This window comes from Hydrogenophaga sp. OTU3427 (assembly GCF_038440225.1).
Taxonomy (GTDB): domain Bacteria; phylum Pseudomonadota; class Gammaproteobacteria; order Burkholderiales; family Burkholderiaceae_C; genus Hydrogenophaga.
Genome location: NZ_JASATI010000059.1, coordinates 1 through 25,839 on the forward strand (window position 1 = coordinate 1; position 25,839 = coordinate 25,839).

Sequence of the window (25,839 nt, forward strand, 5' to 3'; positions counted from 1 at the left end):
GACGGCGAGGGCGACACCGCCACCGCGCAGCTGGTGATCACGGTGGCACCGGACTCCACCCCCACGGTCGACTGGGTGCTTGCCAATGGTGGACCGGCGGTGGTCGACGAAGGCGCGCTGCCCGATGGCAACCTGGGTGGAACCACGAGCACCAGCGGCACGCTGGACATCGCCACCGGGGGGGACACGCTGAACGCCGTGGGCGGCGTGGACATCAATGGCGTGGACGTCACGGCCGGTGGCACGGTGCCCGGCACTTATGGCGATCTGGTGGTGACCGTCAGTGGCGGGGTCTACAGCTGGACCTACACCCTCAACGACAACGCACCGCACACCGACCCGACCGCCGTTGGCAGTGCCGACCAGTTCCCGGAAGAGAACTTCGCGGTGGTGGTGAAGGACGACGACGGCGATGTGGCCCCGCCGGTCAATCTGCAAATCCAGATCAACGACGACGGGCCGGTGGACGTGACGCCAGATGCCACGGTGGTGGACAACGCAGCCGGCGCGACCAGCGGTCCCGTGGCGTTGGACCTGGATGGCTTGGTGACCGACAACTACGGTGCCGATGGTGCCGGCACGGTGTATTTCGCCCCCAGCCTGGACGGTGCCTCGGCCGAGGACCGCGTGACCGGCAGCCCGCTGACCTCCAGTGGCCTGCCCATCACCTACAGCCTGTCGGTCGATGGCAGTGTGCTGACCGCCAGCACCGCCTTGGGAACGGTGTTCACCGTCACCATCGACGCGGCGGCCAGCACCTACGTGGTGCAAATGGTGGGCACGGTCGACGGTGGCGCGCCGGTGATCGACTTCAATGGCGGTGGCTACAACTTCCAGGGCGGCAACGTGTCGTGGGCGGGTTTCAACACGGTTGCCGACGACAACAGCCACGACATTCTGTTGACACCCTTGGTGGGGGGCGTGAGCGGCGGGACGGTGAACACCAACGCCAACGCCGGTGGCATCAGCGGTGGCGCCTCCGTGGGAGCGGGCGAGGCCATGCGGGTGGACTTCGTGGTCGACCTGACGGGCGCCCCGGTCAGCGGGGGCAGCTTCGCCAGCGCCGCCAATCAGACCCAGAATTTTGACGGGCACTACACCGTCAACGGCGCCACCGCGGTGTTTGGCGTCGGCGGCAGTGCCAGCAACACCACCAGCGTCACCGTCAAGGCCTACGACGACGCCGATACCGGTGCCATCAAGAACGTGGGTGATGGCGCGCAGGACGATATCGTCGCGGTCAGCATCACCCAGGGCGGCAGCCAACTGCTGGTGCTGGCCGCGGACGGCACCAGCCAGACCGTGGTGGTCGGCGGCACCTCCTACACCACGAGCTTCGATGCGTCGGGTTCAGTGACGGTCTCCGGCATGAGCAACGGCACGGCGCTGGGCGTGTACACCGCCGATGGCTACAACTCGCTCGAATACGCCTACACCAGTGGCAGCAATTTCCAAATCGGTGATTTCGGCACCACCGCGATCACCCCGGGTGAGCCGGTGGATCTGGGCTTGCCTGTTGTCATCGAGGATGGCGACGGTGACACGGCCACAGGCGAGATCGGCATCCAACTGGAACCGTTGTCCATCGGTGGTGGAAGCGGCGGTGGCGGCGGAAGCAGTGGTGGTGGGGGAGGTGACCCCGGCGGGCGGATGGCCGCCAGCGGCGCCGACGACAGCGAGGCTGCAAGCACCGCGTCGGCCACCGTGTCGCTGTTGTCCGTGGTCGACGGCGATGCGCTGCAGGTGGTGCAGCCAGCCGTTGACGGCCAGTTGGCCACCGAACCCTTGTCGAGCGTGTCGGTGACGGCGGAGGCGTTGAACCCTGCCGACCTGTTGGACGATCCGGCCTTTGAAGTGTCACTGCCCGTCCCGGCGCAGGAGGTCAGCCCGGGCGATGCGCACGGGCACGCGCCGCAGGGCGGGAGCGCGGACCAGCAGGCGACACCTGGGTTGGACCATCTGCCATTCGAGGTGCCCGGTGCCGACAGCGTGGGCGCGCGCCTGATCGAGGCCCACGCGCACAAGCCGGATTGATGCCGGTCACTTCCGCGGGCCGATGAAAAAGGGTGGGCGCATGGGCGGCCCACCCTTTTTTCTGGATGTCGAGAGGGCTTACTGCACGCCCGGTCCGGTGGCGCCGTCAAAGCCCAGCTTGGCCAGCAGCGGCAGGTCGTCGCGGCTTTCCACACCCAGCGCAATGACCACGATGCCCAGTGCGTGCGCCATGTTGCACAGGCCTTGCAGGAATTCCTGGTTGCCGGCGTTTTCCGAGACACCACGCACGTAGCTGGGGTGCACCTTGATGTAGTCCAGGCCCAGCGTGGAGAGTTTGTCGCTTTCGGCAAAACGCTGGCCAAAGTACTCGATGCCAACGCGGCAGCCCAGGTCCTTGAGGGTGCGTGCCAGTTCCTTGAAGGCATCGAACTGGCGGAACACCCCGTACTCGGGCACCTCGAACAGCAGGCGCTTGCAAATGTCAGGGTAACCCTGCAGCAGCACCGTGAGCTGGTTGCGGAACTGAAAGTCGGCGATGGTTTCGGCCGAGAGGTTGACCGCGATGTCGCCGCTGCGGGTGCGCAGGTGCTCGATGGCGAGCTTGACCACGTTGAGGTCGATGGGCGCGGTGAGGTTGAGGTTGGCCGCCATGGGCATGAAGTCGCCCGCCGACAGCAAGGTACCCGAGGCGTCGGTCTGCAGGCGGATCACGCTTTCCTGGTGCAGGGCGACCCCCTCGCTGCCGCGCACCACCGGGTAGAAGGCCAGGCTGAGCTGGCCACCGCGCACGGCCTCGGTCAGCAGGGTGCGCCACTGTTCGGCGGGCACCGACAGGCGCGACTTGCCGTCCTCCACCACGAACATGCTGTTCGATCCCTTGGCCTGCGCTTGCGCCAGCGCTTCGTCGGCCCGGGTGAGCAAGTCGCCCAGGCTCTGGTCGCGGTGGTAGCGCACGGCGGCCAGGTGGAAGAGATCGGCGAACTCGCCCTGCCAGCGCGGCAGCCACTCCTTCATCAGGCGCGCATGGATGTCCTTGGCGGCTTCGGTGGGCGACTCGAAGGTCGGGCAGACCACCGCGAATTCGCCACCCTTGAGGCGGCCTGCGCGCTGGCCCGGTCGGTCGTTGCCGCTGTTGTAGAGCACCTGCCCCAGGTCCTTGAGCAACTCGTCGGCGCGGCGGTGGCCCAGCTTGGCGTTGAGCTCGTTGAGGTAGACCAGGCGCACCATCACCAGGCTGCCCACCGAGCCGAACTGCTCGCCGCTGACGATCTCGCGCAGGTGCGACAGGAAATATTCGCGGCTGGACAGGCCGGTCACGGCATCGCGGTTGACCTTCTTGCGCAGGGTGTCCAGGCGCGCGGCTTCCTCGGCAAACATCGCCTTGAGCCGGTCCACCATGCCGTTCATGGCGCGGGTCACGGCGCGCAATTCGGGCGTGCGCGGCTCGCTCACCGTGAGGAAGCGGCGTTCGGCGATGGCCTGTGCCTGGCCCACCACGTCGTTCAGCGGCCGGGTGATGTAGCGGATGCCCAGGGTGCCCAGCAGGCCGGTGACCGCGCTGCCGAAGACGAACCAGGCCAGCAGCTCCAGCGTGCCTTCCCACAGGCTTTTGTAGACGTACTGGTCGTGGCTGGCCAGCGTGACGGTGGCGAACTGCTTCCAGCCGTCCTGGATCATGGCCTGTCCCGGCTCCGCGTGGATGGGGATGAGCCGGGCGAACCAGGCGGGCGCGCCCTCGAGCTTGCCTTCGTAGACCTTCTCCACCATGGTCTGGCCGTTGGGGGCGGTCAGCCGGATGAAGCGGTAGTGGCCAGCGTCAAACTGCGCGGCGAGCTGCAACTCCACCGTCACCGGGTCCTTGTCCATCTGCGTCAGCGACAAGGCGAGGGCGGTGGCGTTGTCGATGTTCTTCACCTGCAACTGCTGCTCCAGGTAGTGGCGCGCCGACAGCACGCTGACCACCAGGCTTCCACCGAAGGCGATGGTCATCACCAGCGCAATCGCAATCCAGAGTTGTTTGATCAGTGACATGGTGTGCTCTCGGCAAAGGAAATGGGGTGGGGCGCACGGGCCGTGGCAGGTGTACTCACAGGCCCTCCTGTTTCATGCGGTCCAGCACGTCGCGCCAGCGCGACAGGCGGGCCGTGGGGTCGCCCGACGAGGCGGCCTGGCCAGCGACCCAGAGGCCCTGACCGTTGAAACTGAAGACCGGCGACAGGTCCGTGCGCGACGAGGCCGGGCGGATGCTGCCGATCAGGTTGTCCAGAATCACGGGCTCGCCCGTCGGCTCCTCGAAGTAGCCCAGCACCATGTGCGCTTCGCTGTTGTTGCTGTTGGGGCCGCCAAAACGCGCGCGCACGTAAATCATGCGCAGCTTTTCGGCCGGCACGCCCAGCATCTGCAGCGTCATGTACTTGGCGATGGAAAAATCCTCGCAATCGCCCGCGCCCTTGCCCATGAACTCCAGCGGCGTGGCCCAGTAGTCGTTCTGCTTCCAGATCACGATGTCGCTTTCGAACAACACGCGCCGGTTGAAGAAGGTGTTGACCGCGGCGAGCTTCTCCTGGTCGCCCAGGCTGCGCGTGTCGTCCATCATCTTGCGCCAAGCCGCCACCACGTCGGCGGCACGCTGGCCATAACGCTCCAGCGCCAGGGCCTGGGTGCGGTCCAGGTTGGTTTGTGCCTGGGTCCAGCCCACAAACAGCACCGCGGCCACGCACAGCGCCGCCAGCACCCATTGGGGTGGTCGCGGCAGGCTGCCGGCGATGAAGCGGCGCAGGTGGGGGGGCATCGAGGCAGGGCGGGTAGGCGGGGGTGTTCAACTGTGAACGGCCCTGACTTTATGCGAAGCAAAAAGGACCCACAACCCGACACATGCGGTTACAGTTGGAATTGCAAACTCTGTGTAAAATTTTTTTACATCTTGAGAGAAATCATTTATAACGTTTTTCCCTGTTCTGTGATTCAACGCACGTTGGCGTGTACAACAACCTAGGAGGTTTCCGATGAAAAGAACAACTTTGACTGCCGTGGGAGCGGCGGTTGTGGCACTCAGTGGCGCCCTGGCCCAGGCGCAGACCCTGCCGGCCCCGCTGGTCGAAGCGGCGCGCAAGGCGGTCGTGAGCAACCCCGAGGTGCAAGCCCGCTGGCATGCGTTCAAGGGATCGGACGCCGAGCGTGATGTGGCCAAGTCGGCCTACCTGCCCCAGATCGACCTCAACGCCAGCGTGGGCCGCGAGTGGCAGAAGCGCCCGACCACCCCGCAGATCGACTACACCCACACCCAGGCCGGCATCCAGCTCAACCAGATCCTGTTCGACGGCTTCTTTGCCCGCAACGAAGTGGCCCGCCTGGACAAGGCCAAGCTCGTGCGCTACTACGAACTGGCCGATGCCTCCGAGACCGCTGCGCTGGAGGCCGTGCGCGCCTATGCCGACGTGGCCCGCTACAGCGAGCTGGTCGAGCAGGCCAAGCAGAACTACGTCGAGCACAAGCTGACCGCCCAGCAGCTGACCGAGCGCACCGACGCCGGTGTCACGCGCCGCGTCGACCTGGAGCAGGCCAACGGCCGCCTGGCCCTGGCCGAGTCCAACCTGCTGACCGAAATTTCCAACCTGCACGACGTCAGCGCCCGCTACCTGCGCATCGTCGGCGAGAAGCCCGCGGCCACGCTGCCGCCGCTGCCCACCAGCGCCAGGCTCACCGGCCTGCCCACCAGCGCCGCCGACGCCATGAAGAACGGCCTAGGCAACAACCCGGCCTTGAACGCGGCGTACGAAAACGTGCGCGCCGCCGTGCTGGGCATCGAAACCCGCAAGGCCGCCTACATGCCGCGCGTCGACTTCCGTGTGCGCCAGTCCTGGGACCGCAACCTCGACGGCGTGCAGGGCCGCTCGCGTGACGCCGCGGTCGAGCTGCTGCTGAACTACAACCTGTACCGTGGCGGCGCCGACAAGGCCCGCGAAACCCAGGCGGCCGAGTACCACAACGAAGCCCGCAACCTGCAGGAAAAGGCTTGCCGCGACGCCCGCCAGACCCTGGCCATCGCCTACAACGACGTGGCCCGCCTGACCGAGCAACTGGGCTACCTGGACCAGCACCGCCTGTCCACCGAGAAGGCGCGCGAAGCCTATCGCCAGCAGTTCGACATCGGCCAGCGCACCCTGCTGGACTTGCTGGACACGCAGAACGAGTACTTCGAAGCCGGCCGGGCCTACACCAACGCCTACTACAACGAGTTCATCGCCCAGGCGCGCACCCTGGCCACCATGGGCAAGCTGGTGACGGCACTCAATGTCGCGCGGGCCGATGTGCCCTCGGCCAAGGACGCCGGGCAGGACCGCGAAGGCATGGACCCCGCCGAGCTGTGCCCGTTCGAGACCCCCGCGCTGCTGATGATCGACAAGTCCAAGGCCGTGGCCGATGCACCGCCGCGCCCGCGCCCAGCGGCCGCCGCACCGGTGGCGCCTGCGCCCGCGCCCGCGCCGGCCTCCAAGGTCACCTTCTCGGCCGACACGCTGTTTGACTTCGGCAAGTCGGTGCTCAAGCCCGAAGGCAAGAGCAGCCTGGACGCATTGGTCACCCGCATCAAGGGCATCAACCTGGATGTGGCGATCGCGGTCGGCCACACCGACTCGGTGGGCTCCAACGAGTTCAACCAGCGCCTGTCGCTGGCCCGTGCCGAGTCGGTGAAGGCCTACCTGGTCAACCAGGGCATCGACGCCGCCCGCATCCGCACCGAAGGCAAGGGCGAAAGCCAGCCGGTGGCGGACAACGCCACCGCCGAGGGCCGTGCCAAGAACCGCCGTGTCGAGATTGACGTGGTGGCCGGCCCCGCCAAGAAGTGAGGCCCGCCTCGCCATGAAAAAAACCGCGCCGAGGCGCGGTTTTTTTTGGGCCCCAAGCCCCTGTGTGCCAGGGGCCTGAGAGCCATCAGACCCCGGCGGCGTGGGCCTGTTGGTCGGCGTGGTACGAACTGCGCACCATGGCACCCACGGCGGCGTGCGAGAAACCCATTTCGTAGGCCTTGGCCTCGAACATCTTGAAAGTGTCCGGATGCACGTAACGGCGCACCGGCAGGTGGTGGCCGCTGGGGGCGAGGTACTGCCCAATGGTCAGCATCTCGATGTTGTGGGCACGCATGTCGCGCATGACCTCGAGGATTTCGGCGTCGGTCTCGCCCAGGCCCACCATCAGGCCACTCTTGGTCGGCACGTGCGGGAACAGGGCCTTGAACTTCTTCAGCAGGTTCAGGCTGAACTGGTAGTCGGAGCCGGGGCGGGCTTCCTTGTACAGGCGCGGCACCGTTTCCAGGTTGTGGTTCATCACATCGGGCGGCGCGGCCTTGAGGATCTCCAGCGCGCGGTCATCGCGGCCGCGGAAGTCGGGCACCAGCACCTCGATCTGGGTGGTGGGCGACAGCGCGCGCGTCTTCTCGATGCAGGCCACGAAGTGACCGGCGCCACCATCGCGCAGGTCGTCACGGTCCACGCTGGTGATCACCACGTACTTGAGCTTGAGGGCAGCGATCGTCTTGGCCAGGTTGTCCGGTTCGTTCACGTCCAGCGGGTCCGGGCGGCCATGGCCCACGTCGCAGAAAGGGCAGCGCCGGGTGCACTTGTCGCCCATGATCATGAAGGTGGCCGTGCCCTTGCCGAAGCACTCGCCGATGTTGGGGCAGCTGGCTTCCTCGCACACCGTCACCAGCTTGTTGGCGCGCAGGATGTCCTTGATTTCATAGAAGCGCGTGGTCGGCGAACCCGCCTTGACGCGTATCCATTCGGGCTTCTTCAGCACCTCGGCGCGCTCCACCTTGATGGGGATGCGCGAGACCTTGGCCGCCGACTTCTGCTTGGCGGTGGCGTCGTAGGTGGCCGGGTCGGCGGCGTTGCGCACGGTGACGCTGGTGTCGGAAGGTGTGGTCATGTGAAGTCGCCTAAGGAGAGAGCAATCGGTCGAGATGCTCGCCCAGCACGCCGGCGGCGGTCTGCCAGTCGGTCGAGACCCCGATTGTAGAAAGGTCCACCGTTTGCAGGCCCGCGTAGCCGCAGGGGTTGATGCGGGCAAAGGGTTCGAGGTCCATGGCCACGTTGAGCGCCAGGCCGTGGTAGGTCTTGTGCCGGCTGACCTTGATGCCCAGGGCGCTGATCTTGCCCAGGCCACGGAACGGGTCGTGTGCGGGCTGCGGGTCGCGCAGCGCCGAATGGTCAAAGGGGTTGGCCAGGCGCACGTAGATGCCCGGCGCGCCGGCCACGCGGTGCCCGGTGACGCCGAAATGCGCCAGCGTGCGGATCACCGCTTCCTCCAGCCGGTAGACGTATTCCTTGACGAAGTAGCCGGCACGCTGCAGATCGATCAGCGGGTAGGCCATCACCTGCCCGGGGCCGTGGTGCGTGACCTGGCCACCGCGGTTGGTGGCCACCACCGGGATATCGCCCGGGTGCAGCACGTGGTCGGCCTTGCCGGCCAGCCCCTGGGTGAAGACGGGCGGGTGCTCGCACAGCCACAGCTCGTCGGGCGTGGCCGGGTCGCGCCCCGCAGTGAAGGCCTGCATGGCCTCGTAGGTGGGCAGGTAGTCCACCCGACCGAGCTGGCGTATCAACATCGGTGGCCCCGTCGTCGGGCCGTCCGAAGGCGGGGCTCGCCCCCTTGAAGGGCAGCGACCCGCGCAGCGGTGGCGCGTGGGGGCTTCACCTTACAGGACCACCTTGACCATCGGGTGGGTGGACAGCGTGCGGTACAGCTCGTCGAGCTGGTCGCGGCTGGTCACATGCACGGTGATGGTCAGGCCCAGGTAGTTGCCGCCCTTGCTGGGGCGCTGCTCCATGCGGGCCGGATCAAAACCGGGGTCGAACTGCCGGGCCACGCTGGTGATCGCTTGTGCAAAGCCTTCCACGTGCGCGCCCATCACCTTGATGGGGAAATCGCAGGGGTACTCGATCAGCGACTGGTCTTTGGGGATGTCCATGTGGTGGGTGTCCTGTGGCCGCCATGGTGGCAAAGCGCATGGGCTCGATTATCCCGCGCGGGTCTGGCGCCGTCGGTCGTTGGGCAAATGGCTTGACGACCCCATGGGGTTTCTACGTATAATGGGCGGCTTTGCTGGCTCCGCTGGGCGTTTGAGCGCCTCCGTAACCTCGCTGTAATTCAAGATGGCAACAATCGAAGATTCAGCACCGGGCGCGACGAAAGCCGGCACAGAAGCTGGCGTGGCATCCCGCGATGGTCAAGCGTTGCATGTTCAGCGCTTCGATGGTGAAGATGGGGTCGAGCCAGATGAATTCAAGCCGCTGACGCGCGAACAGGCGTTGTTGTGGCGGGCTTCCCAGCCGCACGCTTCGGTGTGGTCGGTGCTGGGGTGGCAGCTGGTGTTGGCGGTGCTGGCGGCGTGTGTCGCGGCGGCGCTGACCCGCAGTCAGCCGGTGGTGGTGTCGTTGTTGTACGGCGCTGGTGCCGTGGTCCTGCCCACGGGTCTGATGGCCTGGGGTTTGACCAAAGGTGCGCTGTCACGGCGCGCAGCCGGAGGGGCGCAGGCCTCGCTGGCCGGTTTTTTTGTGTGGGAGGGAGCCAAGATCCTGCTCGCCATCGCCTTGCTGGCGCTGGCGCCGCGGCTGGTTCCCAACTTGAGCTGGCTCGCCCTGGTGGCGGGTCTTGTGGTGGTTCTCAAGGCGTATTGGCTGGAGCTCTGGTTCCGGGCAAGGCGCCTCAAACGAAACAGTGAATTGGTGTAACTGACATGGCTGCTGAAGGCGTAGGTCCCACCCCCGGCGAATACATCCGCCACCATTTGACCCACTTGACCAACCACAAGCAGGGTTTCATCGTCGACTTCTCGGTGGTGAACATTGACTCCGTGGTGTTCAGCTCGGTGCTGGGTGCGTTGGTCTGCTTCATCCTGTGGCTGGCTGCCCGCAAGTCCTCCGCTGGTGTGCCGGGCCGTTTCCAGGCCGCGGTCGAGATGCTGGTCGAGATGGTCGACAGCCAGGCCAAGGGCGTGATCCACAACGCCAAGAGCCGCAAGCTGGTCGCCCCGCTGGCGCTCACCGTCTTCTGCTGGATCTTCATGATGAACTTCATGGACATGCTGCCGGTGGACCTGCTGCCCAAGCTGTGGGAGATGTATTACGCCGCCACCGGCCACGATCCGCACCACGCCTATCTGCGCGTCGTGCCCACCGCCGACCTGTCGACCACCCTGGGTCTGTCGGTGTCGGTGCTGCTGATGTGTTTCTTCTACAACATCAAGATCAAGGGTCTTGGTGGTTGGACGCACGAGCTGGTGACGGCTCCCTTTGGTACCAGCAAGAACCCCATCTGGGCGCTGCTGCTGGGTGTGACCAACTTCCTCATGCAAATGATCGAGTTCGTGGCCAAGACGGTGTCCCACGGCATGCGGTTGTTTGGCAACATGTTCGCGGGTGAACTGGTGTTCATGCTGATCGCGCTGCTGGGTGGCTACGCCACGCTCTCGCTGTCGGGTGGGCTTTTCTTCGTCGGACACGTGATCGCAGGCACGGTGTGGACCCTGTTCCACATTCTGGTCATCACCTTGCAGGCGTTCATTTTCATGATGCTGGCCCTGATCTATCTGGGCCAAGCACATGATGCGCACTGAAAACGCGCGTTAAACCCGCGTACTGTGTTTCGTTTCGTTCTTGTTCTTTTTTCTTCACTTTTATCCATCTAAGGAGTCATCATGGAAAACGTTCTGGGTCTCGTCGCTCTGGCTTGCGGTCTGATTGTTGGTCTGGGCGCCATCGGCGCTTCCATCGGTATTGCACTGATGGGCGGCAAGTTCCTCGAGTCGTCGGCACGTCAGCCTGAGCTGATGAACGACCTGCAAACCAAGATGTTCATTCTGGCCGGTCTGATCGACGCCGCCTTCCTGATCGGTGTGGCCATCGCCCTGTTGTTCGCCTTCGCCAACCCGTTCCAGCTGGCTTAATGGGTTTGCTGCGTCGCGCGGCAAACCGTTCTCTCCGCAAGCCGGGCGATCGCTCGCCTGGCTCTGAGACCCAACGGCGCCGCGCCGCGGCAAGTGCGTCAACACTCTTGTCCATCGACAGAAAGGCGTTGCGATGAATATCAATGCAACCCTGTTTGCGCAAGCCATCGTTTTTGCGATCCTGGTGTGGTTCACGATGAAGTTCGTGTGGCCTCCCATCGCCAAGGCGCTGGACGAACGCGCGCAGAAGATTTCCGAAGGCCTGGCCGCTTCCGAGAAGGCCAAGTCCGAACTGGCCGTGGCCAACAAGCGTGTGGAAGAAGAGTTGAGCAAGTCGCGCAACGAATCCGCCACCCGTCTGGCCGATGCCGAGCGCCGTGCCCAGGCCGTCATCGAAGAAGCCAAGGCACGAGCCACCGAAGAGGCCGCCAAGATCATGGCCGCCGCCCGCCAGGAAGCCGAACAGCAAGTCGTCAAGGCGCGTGAAGCGCTGCGCGAAGAAGTGGCCGGTCTGGCCGTCAAGGGTGCTGAGCAGATCCTCAAGCGCGAAGTCAACGCCGGCGTCCATGCCGAGTTGCTGAACCGCCTGAAGACCGAGCTCTGATCGCGCAACGCCAGGAAACAACGACCATGGCCGAACTCGCCACCATCGCACGCCCCTACGCCGAAGCGCTCTTCCAGGCCGCCAAGGCAGACACCGCTGCCGCTGCCGGCTGGCTCGACGAGCTCGCCGCCATCGCATCGAACGAACAGTTGCGCCAGTTTGCCGACAGCCCCAAGGTGTCGGCCAGCCAGGTGCAGGAGCTGTTCCTCGGTGTGGCCAAGCAGGCCATGCCCGACATGGCGCGCAACTTCCTGCAGACCGTCATCGACAACGGCCGCGTTGCCGTCCTGCCGGAAATCGCCAGCCAGTTCCACGTTCTCAAGAACGCGCAGGCCGGCACCGCCGATGCGGTGGTCTACAGCGCCTTCGAGATCGATGGCGCGGCCCTGGCCGACCTGGCCAAGGTGCTGGAAAAGCGCTTTGCCCGCCCGCTCAACCTGAGCGTGCAACTGCAGCCCGAACTGATCGGCGGCATTCGCGTGGTGGTGGGCGACGAGGTGCTGGACACCTCGGTCAAAGCCCGTCTGGAACAAATGAAAGTGGCCTTGTCGGCCTGATGTCGGCTCCCGCCGCGAAGCGTCGCGCCTGAGCATCACAACCCTTACGAAAGAAGGAAAGAGCCATGCAACTCAATCCAGCTGAAATTTCTGAACTGATCAAGTCGCGCATCGAAGGCCTGGGCGCCGCGAGCGACGTGCGCAACCAGGGCACCGTGGTGTCCGTGACCGACGGCATCGTGCGCGTGCACGGCCTGTCGGACGTGATGCAGGGCGAGATGCTTGAATTCCCGGCCAACAAGGACGGCGTGCCTTCCTTCGGCCTGGCGCTGAACCTTGAGCGCGACTCCGTCGGCGCCGTGATTCTGGGCGAGTACGAGCACATCTCCGAAGGCGACACCGTCAAGTGCACGGGCCGCATTCTGGAAGTGCCGGTCGGCCCCGAGCTGGTTGGCCGCGTGGTGAACGCCCTGGGCCAGCCCATCGACGGCAAGGGCCCGGTCAACGCCAAGCTGACCGATGTGATCGAAAAGGTCGCCCCGGGCGTGATCGCCCGCAAATCGGTGGACCAGCCGGTGCAGACCGGCCTGAAGTCGATCGACTCCATGGTGCCCGTGGGCCGTGGCCAGCGCGAACTGATCATTGGCGACCGCCAGACCGGCAAGACCGCCGTGGCCATCGACGCCATCATCAATCAGAAGGGTCAGAACATGACCTGCGTTTACGTCGCGATCGGCCAGAAGGCCTCGTCGATCAAGAACGTGGTGCGTGCCCTGGAGCAAGCCGGCGCGATGGAATACACCATCGTCGTGGCCGCTTCTGCGTCTGAATCCGCTGCCATGCAGTACCTGTCGGCCTACTCCGGCTGCACCATGGGCGAGTACTTCCGCGACCGCGGTCAAGACGCCCTGATCGTGTACGACGACCTGTCCAAGCAGGCCGTGGCCTACCGCCAGGTTTCGCTGCTGCTGCGCCGTCCGCCAGGCCGCGAAGCCTACCCCGGCGACGTGTTCTACCTGCACAGCCGCCTGCTGGAGCGTGCCGCTCGCGTCAACGCCGACTACGTCGAAGCCTTCACCAAGGGTGAAATCAAGGGCAAGACCGGTTCGCTGACCGCACTGCCCATCATTGAAACGCAAGCCGGCGACGTGTCCGCCTTCGTCCCGACCAACGTGATCTCCATCACCGACGGCCAGATCTTCCTGGAAACCAGCCTGTTCAACGCCGGCATCCGCCCCGCCATCAACGCCGGTATCTCGGTGTCGCGCGTCGGTGGTGCAGCCCAGACCGACCTGATCAAGAAGCAGTCCGGCGGCATCCGTACCGACCTGGCGCAGTACCGTGAACTGGCCGCCTTCGCGCAGTTCGCCTCCGATCTGGACGAAGCCACCCGCAAGCAGCTCGACCGCGGCGCCCGCGTGACCGAACTGCTCAAGCAGGCCCAGTACAGCCCGCTGCCCATTCCGCTGATGGCCGCCACCCTGTTTGCCGTGAACAAGGGCTACCTGGACGACATCGACGTCAAGAAGGTGCTGCCTTTCGAAGCCGGCCTGCACGCTTTCCTGAAGGACAAGCACGCCGCGCTGTTGCAGAAGATGGAAGCTGGCAAGGCGCTGGACAAGGACAAGGAAGCCGAAGCCCAACTGGCCGCCGCCATCGCCGACTTCAAGAAAACCGGCACGTACTGAACCGGCCCATTGACCCTTTAAGGAGCAGCAATGGCAGCAGGCAAGGAAATACGCGGCAAGATCAAATCGGTGGAAAACACCAAGAAGATCACCAAGGCCATGGAAATGGTGGCCGCGTCCAAGATGCGCAAGGCGCAGGACCGCATGCGTGCGGCCCGGCCTTACGCCGAAAAAGTGCGCCAGATCGCCGGCAACCTCAGCCGCGCGAACCCGGAGTACGTGCACCCCTTCATGGTGAAGAACGACGCCAAGACGGTCGGCTACATCGTGGTGACCACGGACAAGGGCCTGTGTGGTGGCTTGAACACCAACATCCTGCGTGCCGTCACGGGCCAGCTCAAGGACCTGCAGTCGCAGGGCCAGGGCGCTGAGGTCGTGGCCATCGGCAACAAGGGCCTGGGTTTCATGAACCGCGTCGGCGCCAAGGTGGTGTCGCACGTCACGGGCCTGGGTGACACGCCGCATCTGGACAAGCTGATCGGCCCCGTCAAGGTGCTCTTGGACGCCTACACCGAAGGCCGCATCAACGCGGTCCACGTGTGCTACACCAAGTTCATCAACACGATGAAGCAGGAGTCGGTGATCGAGCAGTTGCTGCCCCTGAGCGCACAGAGCCTCCAGGACAACAGCAGCAAGGGTCACGACTGGGACTACATCTACGAACCCGACGCCCCCGCGGTGATCGATGAGTTGCTGTTGCGCTACATCGAGGCCCAGGTCTACCAGGCCGTCGCCGAGAACATGGCGTCCGAGCAGTCGGCACGCATGGTGGCCATGAAGGCCGCCACCGACAACGCAGGCAGCGTCATCAGCGAACTCAAGCTGGTCTACAACAAAACGCGTCAGGCGGCGATCACGAAAGAACTTTCGGAGATCGTGGCCGGGGCCGCGGCGGTTTAATATTTATTGGAGCAAAAAATGGCTCAAGCACAAGGCAAGATTGTTCAGTGTATCGGTGCCGTGGTGGACGTCGAGTTCCCGCGTGACCAGATGCCTCGCGTGTACGACGCGCTGAAGATGGAAGGTTCCTCGCTGACGCTGGAAGTCCAGCAGCAGTTGGGCGATGGCGTGGTGCGCACCATTGCGCTGGGCTCGTCCGACGGCCTGCGCCGCGGCATGCTGGTGACCAACACCCACGCCAACATCACCGTGCCCGTGGGCAAGGCGACCCTGGGCCGCATCATGGACGTGCTGGGCGCGCCCATCGACGAGCGTGGCCCGGTCGACCAGACCCTGACCGCCCCCATCCACCGCAAGGCCCCCGCTTATGACGAGCTGTCGCCTTCGCAGGAACTGCTGGAAACCGGCATCAAGGTGATCGATCTGGTCTGCCCCTTCGCCAAGGGCGGCAAGGTGGGTCTGTTCGGTGGTGCCGGTGTGGGCAAGACCGTGAACATGATGGAACTCATCAACAACATCGCCAAGGCCCACAGCGGTCTGTCGGTGTTCGCTGGTGTGGGCGAGCGTACCCGCGAGGGCAACGACTTTTACCACGAGATGGCCGACTCCGGCGTGGTGAACCTGGAGAACCTGAGCGAGTCCAAAGTGGCCATGGTCTACGGCCAGATGAACGAGCCGCCGGGCAACCGTCTGCGCGTGGCCCTGACCGGTCTGACCATTGCCGAGTCCTTCCGTGACGAAGGCAAGGACGTGCTGTTCTTCGTGGACAACATCTACCGCTACACCCTGGCCGGTACCGAAGTGTCCGCCCTGCTGGGCCGCATGCCTTCCGCCGTGGGTTACCAGCCGACGCTGGCCGAGGAAATGGGTCGCCTGCAAGAGCGCATCACCTCCACCAAGGTCGGCTCGATCACCTCCATCCAGGCCGTGTACGTGCCTGCCGATGACTTGACCGACCCGTCGCCTGCCACCACCTTCGCCCACCTGGATTCCACCGTGGTGCTGTCGCGTGACATCGCTTCGCTGGGCATCTACCCCGCCGTGGACCCGCTGGACTCCACCAGCCGCCAGCTGGACCCGCTGGTGGTCGGCCAGGAGCACTACGAAACCGCCCGCGCCGTGCAAGGCACGCTGCAGCGCTACAAGGAACTGCGCGACATCATCGCCATTCTGGGCATGGACGAACTGGCGCCCGAGGACAAGCTGGCCGTGGCCCGTGCCCGCAAGATCCAGCGTTTCCTGTCGCAGCCTTTCCACGTCGCTGAAGTGTTCACCGGCTCGCCCGGCAAGTACGTGCCGCTGTCGGAAACCATCCGTGGTTTCAAGATGATCACCGCCGGTGAGTGCGATCACCTGCCCGAGCAGGCCTTCTACATGGTCGGGACCATCGACGAAGCCTTCGAAAAGGCCAAAAAGGTGGCGTAAAGCGGCGCCACGGGGCGTCTGGCGTTGTTGCCGTGCTCGCCGTACCTCAGTACGGCTGCGCGCGGCGCCTAGCCAGTCATCTCGCTGCTTGCTTTCCACTCACCTTTTAAACTGGAGTAACTATGAGCACCATCCAAGTCGATGTGGTGAGCGCCGAAGCCTCGATCTTCAGCGGCCAGGCCAAGTTCGTGGCCCTGCCCGGTGAAGCGGGCGAGCTGGGCATCCTGCCCGGCCACGTGCCGCTGATCACGCGCATCAAGCCCGGTGCCGTGCGCATCGAGAAGGCCGATGGCGATGAAGAGTTCGTGTTCGTCGCCGGTGGCATCCTGGAAGTGCAGCCGCACCACATCACGGTGCTGAGCGACACGGCCATCCGCGGCCACGACCTCGACGAAGCCAAGGCCACCGAGGCCCGCAAGTCGGCCGAGGAAGCGCTGAAGAACGCCAAGAGCGATATCGACCTGGCCAAGGCACAGTCCGAACTCGCCGTCATGGCGGCCCAGATCGCTGCGCTGCGCAAGTACCGCCAGAAGAAATAAGCCGCTTCGGCACCACAAAAAAACCGGCCGCGTGCCGGTTTTTTTGTGCCTACTGCTCAGCAGCGCACGACACTGTTGCTGAGCTGGTTGGGCCTTGCCTGATTGGTGCTGGCAGGGAAGTGCTGGACCAGCAAGGCCGAAACTTCTTCGAGCGCCTCGGTCAGGCCGTCCTCGAAGGCCTGCGCCCGCAAGCGTTGGCCCAGCCGTTCCACCATGGCGTGCCAGTCGCTTGCCCCGACGTGCCGGGTCAACCCACGGTCCGCCAGCACCTCCACGCGACGTTCGGCCAGCATCAGGTAGATCAACACACCGTTGTTGTGTTCGGTGTCCCAGATGCGCAGGCGCCCAAACCACGACAAGGCACGCTGTCGCACCGCGCCCGGCACGCTCAGCCCGGGCCCCAGCCGCCACAGGTAGCTCAACGGCAAGCCGCCTTCCACCACGATGCGCACCTCGCCGGTGTGCCGCGCTTCGCTCGCTGCGATGCGGGCGCCCAGGCGTTCGGCGGCGGCGTCTGAAAGGGCCGCGCGGGTGTCCGACAGGTCGCGCCAGCGGTGTTTGAGGATGAGGGCAAAACGGTTCATCGGCGTCACCAGTTCCCGGAGGCGCCGCCGCCCCCAAAATCACCACCCCCACCCGAGCTGAAGCCGCCACCACCCCCGCCGCTGCCCATGCCGCCACCGAAACCACCGCCTGGCGGCCCCCAGCCGCCGCGCCCGCCACGGCCACCACGACCGGATACCGGCAGCGATGGCATGAGGCTCAGGAACAGGCTGGCCAACATCCCCAGCAGCCCGGCCGCCACCGCCAGCCACCACAAGGTGGTCAGCCACCAGGCCAGCGCGCCCACGCCGGCGCCGGCCAGCAGGGCGCCCAGCTTGTTGCCAAACACCTGCCGCAGCATGGCGGCCGCCATGGGACCGGCGAACAGCACAAACACCAGCAGTTCGCCCCAGTCCAGGTCGATGCCGGCCGCGGGCGGACGCGAGTCCCCGGGCAGGGGCAGGTTCTCGCCCGAGACCCGGGCCAGGATCTGGTCGACACCGCCCTGTATGCCCCCGGCGAAGTTGCCTTGGCGAAAAGCCGGTGTCACGGCTTCATCGATGATGCGTTTGGCCAGCAGGTCGGGGATGGCGCCCTCCAGGCTTTTGGCGGTGGCGATGCGCAGGCGGCGGTCGTTCTTGGCGATGACAAACAACACGCCGTCGCCCACGCCTGGCCGGCCGATCTTCCAGGCATCGCCCAGGCGCTGGGTGTAGTCCGTGATGTCTTCCGGCGCGGTGGTCGGCACCATGAGCACCACCACCTGGGTGCCGCGGTCCTGCTCAAAGGACCGCAGCTTGTCTTCCAGCGCCGTCAGGGTGGCGGCGTCCAGGGTGCCGGTCTGGTCCATCACCCGCGCGCTCAGAACGGGCAGTGGCAGCACCGCCTGGGCCCGCGCGGCCCAGGGCCACAGGCCAGTCAGCAGCAGCGCCAGCAGCCACAGCGGCCAACCGGCGCGCGCCAGCCAGCCCAAACGGGCCCTCATGGCTTCTTGAAGTCCACCGTGGGCGGGGTCGAGATGGCGGCTTCGTTGGCCACCGTGAAGCCCGCCTTGGTGTCGTAGCCAAAGACCTTGGCGGTCAGGTTGGTCGGGAAGCTGCGCGCCAGCACGTTGTATTCCTGGATCGCCGCGATGTAGCGGTTGCGCGCCACGGTGATGCGGTTCTCGGTGCCTTCGAGCTGCACCCGAAGGTCGGCGAAGGCGGCGTTGGCCTTGAGGTTGGGGTACTGCTCGGCCACCACCATCAGGCGGCTCAGCGAGCTGCCCAGCGCGCCCTGCGCGGCCTGGAACTTCTGCATCGCCTCCGGGTTGTTCAGCATCTCGGGCGTCATCTGGATGGACGTCGCCTTGGCGCGGGCCTCGATCACCTTGGTCAGCGTGTCTTGCTCGAAGCTGGCCTCGCCCTTGACCGTGGCCACGATGTTGGGGATCAGGTCGGCCCGCCGCTGGTATTGGTTGAGCACCTCCGACCACGCCGACTTGCTTTGCTCGTCCAGGCGCTGGAAGTCGTTGTAGCCGCAGCCGACCAGGCCACACACCAGCACCACGACCCAGGCGCGTTTGAGAAAACCGACAAAACCGTTGAACATGAAAACCTCCGCTGTGCCGTTCCGTTGAATCCGTTCGCCGCCCAAGCCCATGCCTGCACCGGGGCGCAATCACTATACCCCCTCGCGATGAGACCACAACCGGCAAAATAGGCCCATGCGCAAACCCAAACTTCCGCCTGGCACACCCGACGACGTCGAGGCGTCCTTCTACGAAGCGCTGCAGCACGGTGACATCGAACGCCTGATGGCGTGCTGGGCCGACGAGGAGGAGATCGTCTGCGTGCACCCCGGCGGGCCGCGCCTGGTGGGCGCCACCGCGATACGGGCGGCCTTCGAGGCCATGTTCTCGGCCGGTGCCATACAGGCCCACCCGGAGAAGGTGCTGCGCCTCACCGCCCACGGCTGCAGCGTGCACCAAGTGATCGAGCGCATCGAGCTGCTCGGCGACGACGGCCCGGCCCGGGCCTTTGTGCTGGCCACCAACGTGTATGTCAAGACCGCCCAGGGCTGGCGCCTGGCCACCCACCACGCCAGTCCCGGCCGCCAGGCTGAGCCGCAGGACGTGGGTGGCGGCCTGCCGGTGCTGCACTGAAGCTGGATTGATCACCGTGAACACCTCCACCCTGCCCACCCTGCGTGCGGCACCCCCTGGCGCCGACACCCGTCTGCCCGGCCCCGCGCCCTGGTGGCTGCCCGGTGGACACAGCCAGACCATCTGGGCGGCTGTCGGCGCGCGCCGCTGCTGGGGACCACCGCCCCAATACCGGCGCGAGCGCTGGGAAACGCCCGACGGCGACTTCATCGACCTCGACCATGCCCAGCACCCGGCACACGCCGGCGTGCCCTTGCTGGTGCTGTTCCATGGCCTGGAGGGGTCTTCGCGCAGCCACTACGCCGAGGCCTTCGCCGACTTCGCACGTGCCCACCACCTGCCCTACGTGGTGCCCCACTTCCGGGGCTGCTCGGGCGAGATCAACCGCGCGCCCCGCGCCTACCACTCGGGCGATCACCACGAGATCGACTGGGTGCTGCGGCGCCTGCGCGCCCAGCACCCAGGGCGCGAGCTGCTGGCCGTGGGCGTGTCGCTGGGCGGCAACGCGCTGCTGCGCTGGGCGGCGGAAGCGGGCCACGAAGCCGGCCACGCGGCCACAGCCGTGGCCGCCGTGTGTTCACCCATTGACCTGGCGGCCGGTGGCCATGCCATTGGGCGCGGCTTCAACCGCCAGGTCTACAACCGCATGTTCATGCGCACCCTGGTGCCCAAGGCGCTGGCCAAGCTCGCCCAGCACCCAGGCCTGTTCGACCGCGATGCCCTGCTGGCCGCGCGCGACCTCTACGCCTTCGACAACGTGTTCACCGCGCCACTGCACGGCTTCCGCGACACCGAGGACTACTGGGCGCGGGCGTCGGCCAAGCCGCTGCTGCCGCTGGTGCGGGTGCCAGCCCTGGTGCTCAACGCCCGCAACGACCCCTTCGTTCCCGCTGCGTCCCTGCCGACGCCGACCGAAGTCGGGCCGTGTGTGACCCTGTGGCAGCCGCCGCAAGGTGGGCACGTGGGCTTCCCCGTGCCGCTGCGGCCTTGGGGCCTGCCCGGCCACGTGCGCGCCATGCCCGAGGCGGTCGGTCAGTGGCTGCTGGCCCAGGTGCCCGAGCACCACCGCTTGCGCGCCGCCGCTGTGCCGGTGCCCTCGCAGGAGGCCGATCATGGATGACATGGTGAAAGCCGCGCTGGCCAAATGGCCCAACGTGCCCGATTGCTACGGCTGGCTCGGGCTCGATGCCCGGGGCCAGTGGTACCTGCGCGACGACCACATACAGGCCGCCGGGCCGTTTGTGGGGGTGCGTGACGGCGTCGCCGCCAGTCCCATGAGCAAGGGCTCGCTGCTGCGCCACGACAAGCTGATCGACTTCATCGGCCGCAACTACGAAGCCGACGGGCAAGGCCGCTGGTTCTTCCAGAACGGCCCGCAGCGGGTGTACGTCGAGCTGGAGCAGACACCCTGGGTGTGGCGCGTGTCGGCCGATGGGGGCCTGGTCTCCCACACCGGGGTGCCTGCGTCGCTGCAGGCCTGCTTCACCGACGAGCAGGGCCACGTCTACGCCCTGGCCGAGCGTGGTGTGGGCCTGGTGCACACGCTGGATGTGTGGCAGGCGGCCGAGCTGATCGACAGCGGTCGCTGGCCCGAACCCGAGGCGGTGCATGCGGCCAGCCTGCCGGACCGTTTTGGCTACACGCCCAGCCCGGCCCTGTCGCAGCCGGCGCGGCCCTGATTTGCCGTCTCGCCCAGGATCGATCGGGCACAAAAAAACCGGCCGAGGCCGGTTTATTGTTGGGCACGCGCGCCTTACTTGGCGGCGGCCAGCATGTACTCGACAGCGGCCTTGATGTCGGCGTCCGAGGCGGTGGAGCCACCACGCGGCGGCATGGCGTTCTTGCCCTTGACCACGCTGGCGGTCAGGCCGGCCACGCCCGCGCCGATGCGGGGCGCCCAGGCGGCCTTGTCGCCGAACTTGGGCGCACCAGCCACACCGGCCGCGTGGCAGACGGAGCAGGCTTGCTTGTAGAGCGCTTCGCCACCGGCGGCGGCCACCGGCGTGGCGGCGGCGGGTGCGGCAGCGGCGGGTGCGGCGGCCACCACCGGTGCGGCGGCGGCTTCAGGGGCGGCAGCGGCGGCGGCAGGCGCGGCCGCGGGTTGCGGCACGGCGAACTTGGCGCCACCGGCGTTGGCCATGTGCACCACGGCACGGCCGATTTCCACATCGTCGAAATCGCCACCGCCTTGTGCGCCCATGGCGCCCTTGCCCTTGAGGGCCGAGGTCAGCAGGGCTTCATAGCCGTTCTTGATGCGGGCACCCCAGGCGCCGGCATCGCCGAACTTGGGCGCGCCGGCCAGGCCAGCGGCGTGACAGGCGGCGCACTGGGCGGCGTACACGGCGTCACCGCCCTTGAGGGCGCGGTTGGCGTCGCGCAATTCCACCTTGCCGATGGGCTGGATGCGCTGGGCGGTGGCCAGCTCCTGGTCGACCGCGCCGGCGGCCGGCTTGTTGCCCGAGGTGACGTAGTACACCAGGCCGATGATGATGAACACCGGCAGCACAAAGGCGAAGAACGAGGTCCAAAGCAGCTGCTTCGGCGTCTTGATGGGACCGGTGTGGGAATCGTGCGCGTTGTCGCTCATGGCGTCCTCGATGGGGCTCAATGGGGTGTGGTGGCCGCGTGGCCGGTGGCTTCAGCCGGCTTCTCGACGGGCGAAAAGGGCGGTTCGGGGCCAGCCCGCGATTATAGCCAAGCCCTCTGTGGCGGCCCGTCCACCCCGGCACGCCTGCGCGGACGGCCCTGCGGCGCTCACTCCGGCTTGATGCCGTTGCGCCGGATGACCTGGCCCCAGCGTGGGTAGTCGGTCTTGACGATGCCGGCCAGCTCGTCGCCGCTGCTGGACGCGGCCACCAGCCCGCCCTTGCCAAACAACTCGCCCACCTCGGGCAGCTTGAGGATGGCGGCGATCTCGCTGTTGAGCTTGTTCAACACCGGCGCGGGGGTTTTGGCGGGCGCGAAGAAGGCGTACCACATGTCGACTTCCACGCCCTTCTGGCCAAGCTCCTCGAAGGTGGGCACGTTGGGCGCCACCGGGTGGCGCTTGGCGCTGCCCACGGCCAGCGCCGTCAGCCGACCCGAGTTGACGAAACCCTGGGCCACGTGGATGGGCAGGAAGCCCACCGACACCTCGCCTCCCAGCAGGTCCTGGGTGTAGCCGGCGGTGCCGCGGTAGGGCACGTGCAGCATGAACGCGCCAGACTGCGCCTTGAACAGCTCCATGGCCATGTGGTGCGGCGTCCCGATGCCGGGCGAGCCATAGGTCAGCGCGCCGGGCCTGGCCTTCACGAACTTCACCAGATCGCCCAGGGTCTTGAAGCCGGTCTTGGGGTTGCTCACCAGCATCAGCGTGCCGTAGGCGGCCATGGAGATGGGCGCGAAGTCCTTCTGCGGATCGAAGGGCACGTTGGGGTAGAGCTGCGAGGCCATCAGCATGGTGTTGGCGCCCATCAGCAGGGTGTGGCCATCGGCACCGGCCTTGGCCACCTGGTCGGCGCCGATGTTGCCGCTGGCGCCGGGCACGTTCTGCACCACCACCGGCTGGCCGATGCGTTCGGACAGGCGCGGCGCGACCGCGCGGGCGATGGTGTCCATGCCGGTGCCGGCGGTGAAGGGCACGACGATGCGCACCGTCTGGCTGGGGTAGGCCTGGGCACTGGCGCCGAGCGGGGCCGCGAAGGCTGCCGCGCTCAGCATGGCGCCGCTCAAGCGTTGAAGAAAAGCTCGCATGGTGTTGTCTCCGTCTGTGTGGTCGGGGCCGCCCGCTTCAGGCCTTGGGCAGGTGGAACGCGTTCTCCGCGTTGGTCTGGAAGAAGCGCTTCTTGTCCGCCGCGTCCATGGCCATGGCGTCCAGCGTATCCACTTCCGCCTTCACGTGTTGGTAGGGGTAATCCATGGCGTACATCACCCGGTCGGCGCCCAGCACCTGTTGGCTGAACTTGATCGCCGGCTCCCAGGCCACGCCGCTGTTGGTGATGTAGAAGTTCTCGCGCAGGTAGTCGCTGGGTTTTTTCTTCAGCGCCTTCACCGTCAGGTAGCGGTTGGAGCGCACCGTGGCCTCGTGCATGTAGTCCAGCCGGTAGGCCCAGAAAGGCAGGGCCTCGCCCATGTGGCCGATGATCATCTGCAGCTTGGGGAAGCGGTCGAACACGCCGGCGGTGATGATGCGCAGCGCGTGCAGGCCGGTCTCGACACCGAAGCCGTAGATGGCGCCGTCCAGCCCACACTCCAGGAAGGGCTGGATCATGTTGCGCGGCGCCGTGTTGGGGTGCAGGTAGATGGGGGTGTTGGCGGCCTCGGCGGCGGCGAAGATGTCCCAGAACTTCGGGTCCGACAGGTACTCACCCTGGGTGTGCGAATTGATGATCACACCGGTCAGCCCCATTTGCAGGCCGCGCTCGATTTCCTTGGCCGCCTCGGCCGGGCGCTGCGGTGCCACCGCGATCATCCCGGAGTAGCGCGTCGGGTGCCGGCGCACCGCTTCTGCCAGTTCGTCGTTGGCCACCCGCGCGAAGGCGACAGCGGTGTCCGCATCGAAGATCTGCACGCCGGGCGAGGTCAGCGCCATGATCTGGCGGTCGATGCCGCAGTCGTCCATGTGCTGCAGGCGCTGCGGCCCCAGGTCCGACAGGCAGTTCATGATGTGCTGGGCGCGCTCGCTCGGGCTGTTCATGTAGAAGCCGAACAGGCTCACGAAACCCGGGTCCGGGTCCGGCCCCTGCAGCACCTTGCGGTACATGTCGAACAGCTCCTTCGGGGCGAAGGCTTCCTCGGTGGCGATGCGCAGGTAGTCGCGGGTCATGCGGGTCTCTTTCGTTCGGTGGGTCACGGAAGCCGCATGGTAATTTCGCGGTGTTCGATCAACAATACGTCCATTCGTGATCTCACTTTTCTCGTTTCGAGAAAAATCAATGGACACCCTGCACAACATCAAGGCCTTTCTGGCCACCGCCCGCACCGGCAGCTTTTCGGAGGCCGCCCGCCAGGCCGGCGTCGCGCCTTCGGTGATCACCAAACGCATCGATCAGCTGGAGTGGTCGATCAAGGGCCGGCTGTTCCAGCGCAGCACCCGCAAGCTCAGCCTGACCGATCTGGGCGAGCGCTACCACGCCGACCTGCAGCGCCTGGTGCATGAGCTGGACGCCACCCTGGCCGGCATGGCCCGCAACGAAGCGCCCAGCACCGAGCTCGAAGGCCACCTGCGCATCAAGCTGCCCACCACCCTGGGCACCCTGCACCTCACCCCGCTGCTGTCCGACTACCTCGTGCAGCACCCGCGGCTCAGCCTCGACCTGGTGTTTGCCGACCGCTCGGTCAACCCCATGGAAGAAGGTCTGGATATCGCCATCGGCGCAACGCCGGAAACCTATGGCCGCGTGGCCGACGAACCGCTGTGCCGCCTGCCCCGGGTGTTGTGCGCCGCGCCAGCCTACCTGGCCCGGCGTGGTGTGCCCAGCCACCCGCGCGAACTGGTCGAACACGACGCGCTGGTCTACGTCACCTCGGGTGCGCAATGGGCCTTCGACAGCCCCAAGGGCGGACGCATCAACGTGCAGGTGCGCCCGCGCCTGACCACCAACGAAGGTCAGGCCCTGCTCGCCGCCACCTGTGCCGGCAACGGTGTGGCGGTGATCGCGCGCTACGTCGCCCAGCCCGCTCTCGACGACGGCCGCCTGGTCCCCTTGCTGCCCGGCCACGGTGTGCCCGATGTCTGGCTCAAGGCCCTGGTGCCCGAGTCGCGCCTGCCTCTGCCACGGGTGCAGGCGCTGCTCCAGTGGCTCAAGCAAAGCCTGGCCCAAGGCCTGCCCGCCGGGTTGCCCTCGGGGGCTGTGAGACAATAAGCGTTGCTTCCAGTTGAAAGTGTGCGGCTGTAGCTCAGTGGATAGAGTATCGGCCTCCGAAGCCGAGGGTCGTGGGTTCGATCCCCGCCAGCCGCACCACTGCTTGTAGACAGCTGAATTTCTCACCCATATTGGGCCAAAACGCAAAGGTGACCAGACGTCGTTCAAGACGTTCATTTGGGCCACAGCGTCAATCAAGCCTGTCGTCATTCCACAAATCACGTTCAAGCCATGGCCCATCCATGGCCCACGTGTGGCCCACGCAATCTGATGGACGCGGAAAAGACACGCAGAATCGACCATTGGCCTATGGCCCACAGCCGAGATGGCGCAAATCTTCAACTGAGTGGGGCACGACGACCGACGTGGTTTTGTCCATCAGAGACGTCGAAGCGGCTTGGTTTCGACAGCCCGATCTGACTGCTCAATAATTGAGCGATCGGGCTGAACCCTAAGCATTGTGCGGGTTTGGCTGGAGTGCATGAGAGATATCCACAGCCTTGTGCCAAGCAATGGGGGATAACCCATTGACCCGTCGAAGCGCGATGCAGCGATCGGTGAACACGATCAAGTCCTACCTGCGGAACTGCAGGCGTGTTGTTTAACGTTACTTCAGCGATGCGCAATTCAATGAGGCCTGACCGCCCACGGCCGTGGGTCAAGCAACCCGCGCCTTCTGCCAACCGGCAGGCGCCCTTGGGCGATGATCGATTCAAGG

General features: G+C 66.0%; 25 protein-coding genes, 1 tRNA gene and 2 pseudogenes. 17 read left to right on the plus strand and 11 right to left on the minus strand.

The window, feature by feature from the left end; translation table 11 throughout:
• Window positions 1-2,034: hypothetical protein (locus AAHB17_RS22095; protein WP_342133156.1), on the plus strand; the 2,034-nt coding region annotated here is incomplete at its 5' end.
• Between the two features lie 78 nt (window positions 2,035-2,112).
• Here the strand turns inward: AAHB17_RS22095 and AAHB17_RS22100 are convergent.
• Window positions 2,113-4,026 carry a bifunctional diguanylate cyclase/phosphodiesterase gene (locus tag AAHB17_RS22100; RefSeq protein ID WP_342133159.1) on the minus strand — a complete coding sequence of 638 codons (1,914 nt, stop codon included), beginning with the start codon at window positions 4,024-4,026 and terminating at the stop codon, window positions 2,113-2,115.
• Between the two features lie 55 nt (window positions 4,027-4,081).
• Window positions 4,082-4,786: a transglutaminase-like cysteine peptidase gene (locus AAHB17_RS22105; RefSeq protein WP_342133161.1), complete on the minus strand. Its 705-nt coding sequence runs from the start codon at window positions 4,784-4,786 to the stop codon at window positions 4,082-4,084.
• A gap of 214 nt (window positions 4,787-5,000) precedes the next feature.
• Here AAHB17_RS22105 and AAHB17_RS22110 point away from each other — a divergent pair.
• Both AAHB17_RS22110 and AAHB17_RS22115 read left to right on the plus strand, forming a co-directional pair.
• Window positions 5,001-6,278 (plus strand): annotated as a pseudogene (locus tag AAHB17_RS22110) (TolC family outer membrane protein); the annotation flags it as partial.
• Between the two features lie 96 nt (window positions 6,279-6,374).
• Window positions 6,375-6,842: pseudogene (locus AAHB17_RS22115) on the plus strand (OmpA family protein); the annotation flags it as partial.
• Between the two features lie 85 nt (window positions 6,843-6,927).
• Here AAHB17_RS22115 and lipA read toward each other — a convergent pair.
• From lipA to AAHB17_RS22130, 3 genes are all read right to left on the minus strand, one after another.
• A complete protein-coding gene (gene lipA, locus AAHB17_RS22120; RefSeq protein WP_342133163.1) occupies window positions 6,928-7,920 on the minus strand; it encodes a lipoyl synthase in 993 nt (330 codons plus the stop codon).
• Window positions 7,921-7,930: 10 nt separating this feature from the next.
• Window positions 7,931-8,599 carry a lipoyl(octanoyl) transferase LipB gene (gene lipB, locus AAHB17_RS22125; protein ID WP_342133164.1) on the minus strand — a complete coding sequence of 223 codons (669 nt, stop codon included), beginning with the start codon at window positions 8,597-8,599 and terminating at the stop codon, window positions 7,931-7,933.
• A gap of 90 nt (window positions 8,600-8,689) precedes the next feature.
• The gene (locus tag AAHB17_RS22130) at window positions 8,690-8,962 is read right to left on the minus strand and encodes an HP0495 family protein (protein WP_342133165.1); all 273 of its coding nucleotides are present in this window, start codon (window positions 8,960-8,962) and stop codon (window positions 8,690-8,692) included.
• A 184-nt stretch (window positions 8,963-9,146) separates the two neighbouring features.
• Between AAHB17_RS22130 and AAHB17_RS22135 the strand changes: the two genes are divergently transcribed.
• The 9 genes from AAHB17_RS22135 to AAHB17_RS22175 all read left to right on the plus strand — a co-directional run bounded on the left by AAHB17_RS22135 (window position 9,147) and on the right by AAHB17_RS22175 (window position 16,592).
• On the plus strand, window positions 9,147-9,725 hold the full coding sequence (locus AAHB17_RS22135; protein WP_342133167.1) for an ATP synthase subunit I: 579 nt from the start codon (window positions 9,147-9,149) through the stop codon (window positions 9,723-9,725).
• Window positions 9,726-9,730: 5 nt separating this feature from the next.
• Window positions 9,731-10,609: a F0F1 ATP synthase subunit A gene (gene atpB, locus AAHB17_RS22140; RefSeq protein WP_342133169.1), complete on the plus strand. Its 879-nt coding sequence runs from the start codon at window positions 9,731-9,733 to the stop codon at window positions 10,607-10,609.
• Window positions 10,610-10,690: 81 nt separating this feature from the next.
• Entirely contained in the window at window positions 10,691-10,939 is a 249-nt protein-coding gene (gene atpE, locus AAHB17_RS22145; protein WP_066261906.1) for a F0F1 ATP synthase subunit C, read from the plus strand.
• Window positions 10,940-11,072: 133 nt separating this feature from the next.
• The gene (locus AAHB17_RS22150) at window positions 11,073-11,543 is read left to right on the plus strand and encodes a F0F1 ATP synthase subunit B (protein ID WP_342133173.1); all 471 of its coding nucleotides are present in this window, start codon (window positions 11,073-11,075) and stop codon (window positions 11,541-11,543) included.
• Between the two features lie 26 nt (window positions 11,544-11,569).
• Window positions 11,570-12,100 (plus strand): F0F1 ATP synthase subunit delta, encoded by a 531-nt coding sequence (locus AAHB17_RS22155; RefSeq protein ID WP_342133175.1) that lies wholly within the window; start codon window positions 11,570-11,572, stop codon window positions 12,098-12,100.
• 65 nt (window positions 12,101-12,165) lie between these two features.
• Window positions 12,166-13,728, plus strand: a complete 1,563-nt coding sequence (atpA, locus tag AAHB17_RS22160; RefSeq protein ID WP_342133176.1) for a F0F1 ATP synthase subunit alpha — start codon at window positions 12,166-12,168, stop codon at window positions 13,726-13,728.
• A 30-nt stretch (window positions 13,729-13,758) separates the two neighbouring features.
• A complete protein-coding gene (gene atpG / locus AAHB17_RS22165; protein WP_342133177.1) occupies window positions 13,759-14,628 on the plus strand; it encodes a F0F1 ATP synthase subunit gamma in 870 nt (289 codons plus the stop codon).
• A gap of 18 nt (window positions 14,629-14,646) precedes the next feature.
• A complete protein-coding gene (gene atpD / locus AAHB17_RS22170) occupies window positions 14,647-16,053 on the plus strand; it encodes a F0F1 ATP synthase subunit beta (protein WP_342133178.1) in 1,407 nt (468 codons plus the stop codon).
• Between the two features lie 122 nt (window positions 16,054-16,175).
• A complete protein-coding gene (locus AAHB17_RS22175; RefSeq protein WP_342133180.1) occupies window positions 16,176-16,592 on the plus strand; it encodes a F0F1 ATP synthase subunit epsilon in 417 nt (138 codons plus the stop codon).
• Between the two features lie 56 nt (window positions 16,593-16,648).
• Here the strand turns inward: AAHB17_RS22175 and AAHB17_RS22180 are convergent, their stop codons facing one another.
• From AAHB17_RS22180 to AAHB17_RS22190, 3 genes are read right to left on the minus strand one after another with little or no spacing between them, the layout of a single operon-like run.
• Complete coding sequence (locus AAHB17_RS22180) at window positions 16,649-17,176, minus strand: TPM domain-containing protein (protein WP_342133182.1); 528 nt, start codon at window positions 17,174-17,176, stop codon at window positions 16,649-16,651.
• Window positions 17,177-17,181: 5 nt separating this feature from the next.
• Complete coding sequence (locus tag AAHB17_RS22185; protein WP_342133184.1) at window positions 17,182-18,120, minus strand: TPM domain-containing protein; 939 nt, start codon at window positions 18,118-18,120, stop codon at window positions 17,182-17,184.
• On the minus strand, window positions 18,117-18,725 hold the full coding sequence (locus tag AAHB17_RS22190; RefSeq protein ID WP_342133186.1) for a LemA family protein: 609 nt from the start codon (window positions 18,723-18,725) through the stop codon (window positions 18,117-18,119). The genes AAHB17_RS22185 and AAHB17_RS22190 overlap by 4 nt, the downstream gene beginning before the upstream one ends.
• A 115-nt stretch (window positions 18,726-18,840) precedes the next feature.
• Between AAHB17_RS22190 and AAHB17_RS22195 the strand changes: the two genes are divergently transcribed.
• From AAHB17_RS22195 to AAHB17_RS22205, 3 genes are all read left to right on the plus strand, one after another.
• On the plus strand, window positions 18,841-19,278 hold the full coding sequence (locus tag AAHB17_RS22195; RefSeq protein WP_342133188.1) for a YybH family protein: 438 nt from the start codon (window positions 18,841-18,843) through the stop codon (window positions 19,276-19,278).
• A 73-nt stretch (window positions 19,279-19,351) separates the two neighbouring features.
• Window positions 19,352-20,398, plus strand: a complete 1,047-nt coding sequence (locus tag AAHB17_RS22200; protein WP_342133196.1) for a YheT family hydrolase — start codon at window positions 19,352-19,354, stop codon at window positions 20,396-20,398.
• Window positions 20,391-20,957 (plus strand): DUF2946 family protein, encoded by a 567-nt coding sequence (locus AAHB17_RS22205; protein ID WP_342133189.1) that lies wholly within the window; start codon window positions 20,391-20,393, stop codon window positions 20,955-20,957. The genes AAHB17_RS22200 and AAHB17_RS22205 overlap by 8 nt, the downstream gene beginning before the upstream one ends.
• Before the next feature lie 74 nt (window positions 20,958-21,031).
• On the opposite strand, the gene AAHB17_RS22210 is transcribed toward AAHB17_RS22205, so the two are convergent.
• The 3 genes from AAHB17_RS22210 to AAHB17_RS22220 all read right to left on the minus strand — a co-directional run bounded on the left by AAHB17_RS22210 (window position 21,032) and on the right by AAHB17_RS22220 (window position 24,082).
• Window positions 21,032-21,865: a c-type cytochrome gene (locus AAHB17_RS22210; protein WP_342133191.1), complete on the minus strand. Its 834-nt coding sequence runs from the start codon at window positions 21,863-21,865 to the stop codon at window positions 21,032-21,034.
• A gap of 167 nt (window positions 21,866-22,032) precedes the next feature.
• Window positions 22,033-23,010 (minus strand): Bug family tripartite tricarboxylate transporter substrate binding protein, encoded by a 978-nt coding sequence (locus AAHB17_RS22215; RefSeq protein WP_342133192.1) that lies wholly within the window; start codon window positions 23,008-23,010, stop codon window positions 22,033-22,035.
• Window positions 23,011-23,047: 37 nt separating this feature from the next.
• Entirely contained in the window at window positions 23,048-24,082 is a 1,035-nt protein-coding gene (locus AAHB17_RS22220; protein WP_342133194.1) for an amidohydrolase family protein, read from the minus strand.
• A 109-nt stretch (window positions 24,083-24,191) separates the two neighbouring features.
• Between AAHB17_RS22220 and AAHB17_RS22225 the strand changes: the two genes are divergently transcribed.
• On the plus strand, window positions 24,192-25,121 hold the full coding sequence (locus tag AAHB17_RS22225) for a LysR family transcriptional regulator (RefSeq protein WP_342133195.1): 930 nt from the start codon (window positions 24,192-24,194) through the stop codon (window positions 25,119-25,121).
• Window positions 25,122-25,144: 23 nt separating this feature from the next.
• Window positions 25,145-25,220: transfer RNA gene (locus AAHB17_RS22230), tRNA-Arg, on the plus strand.
• Window positions 25,221-25,839 lie beyond the last annotated feature (619 nt).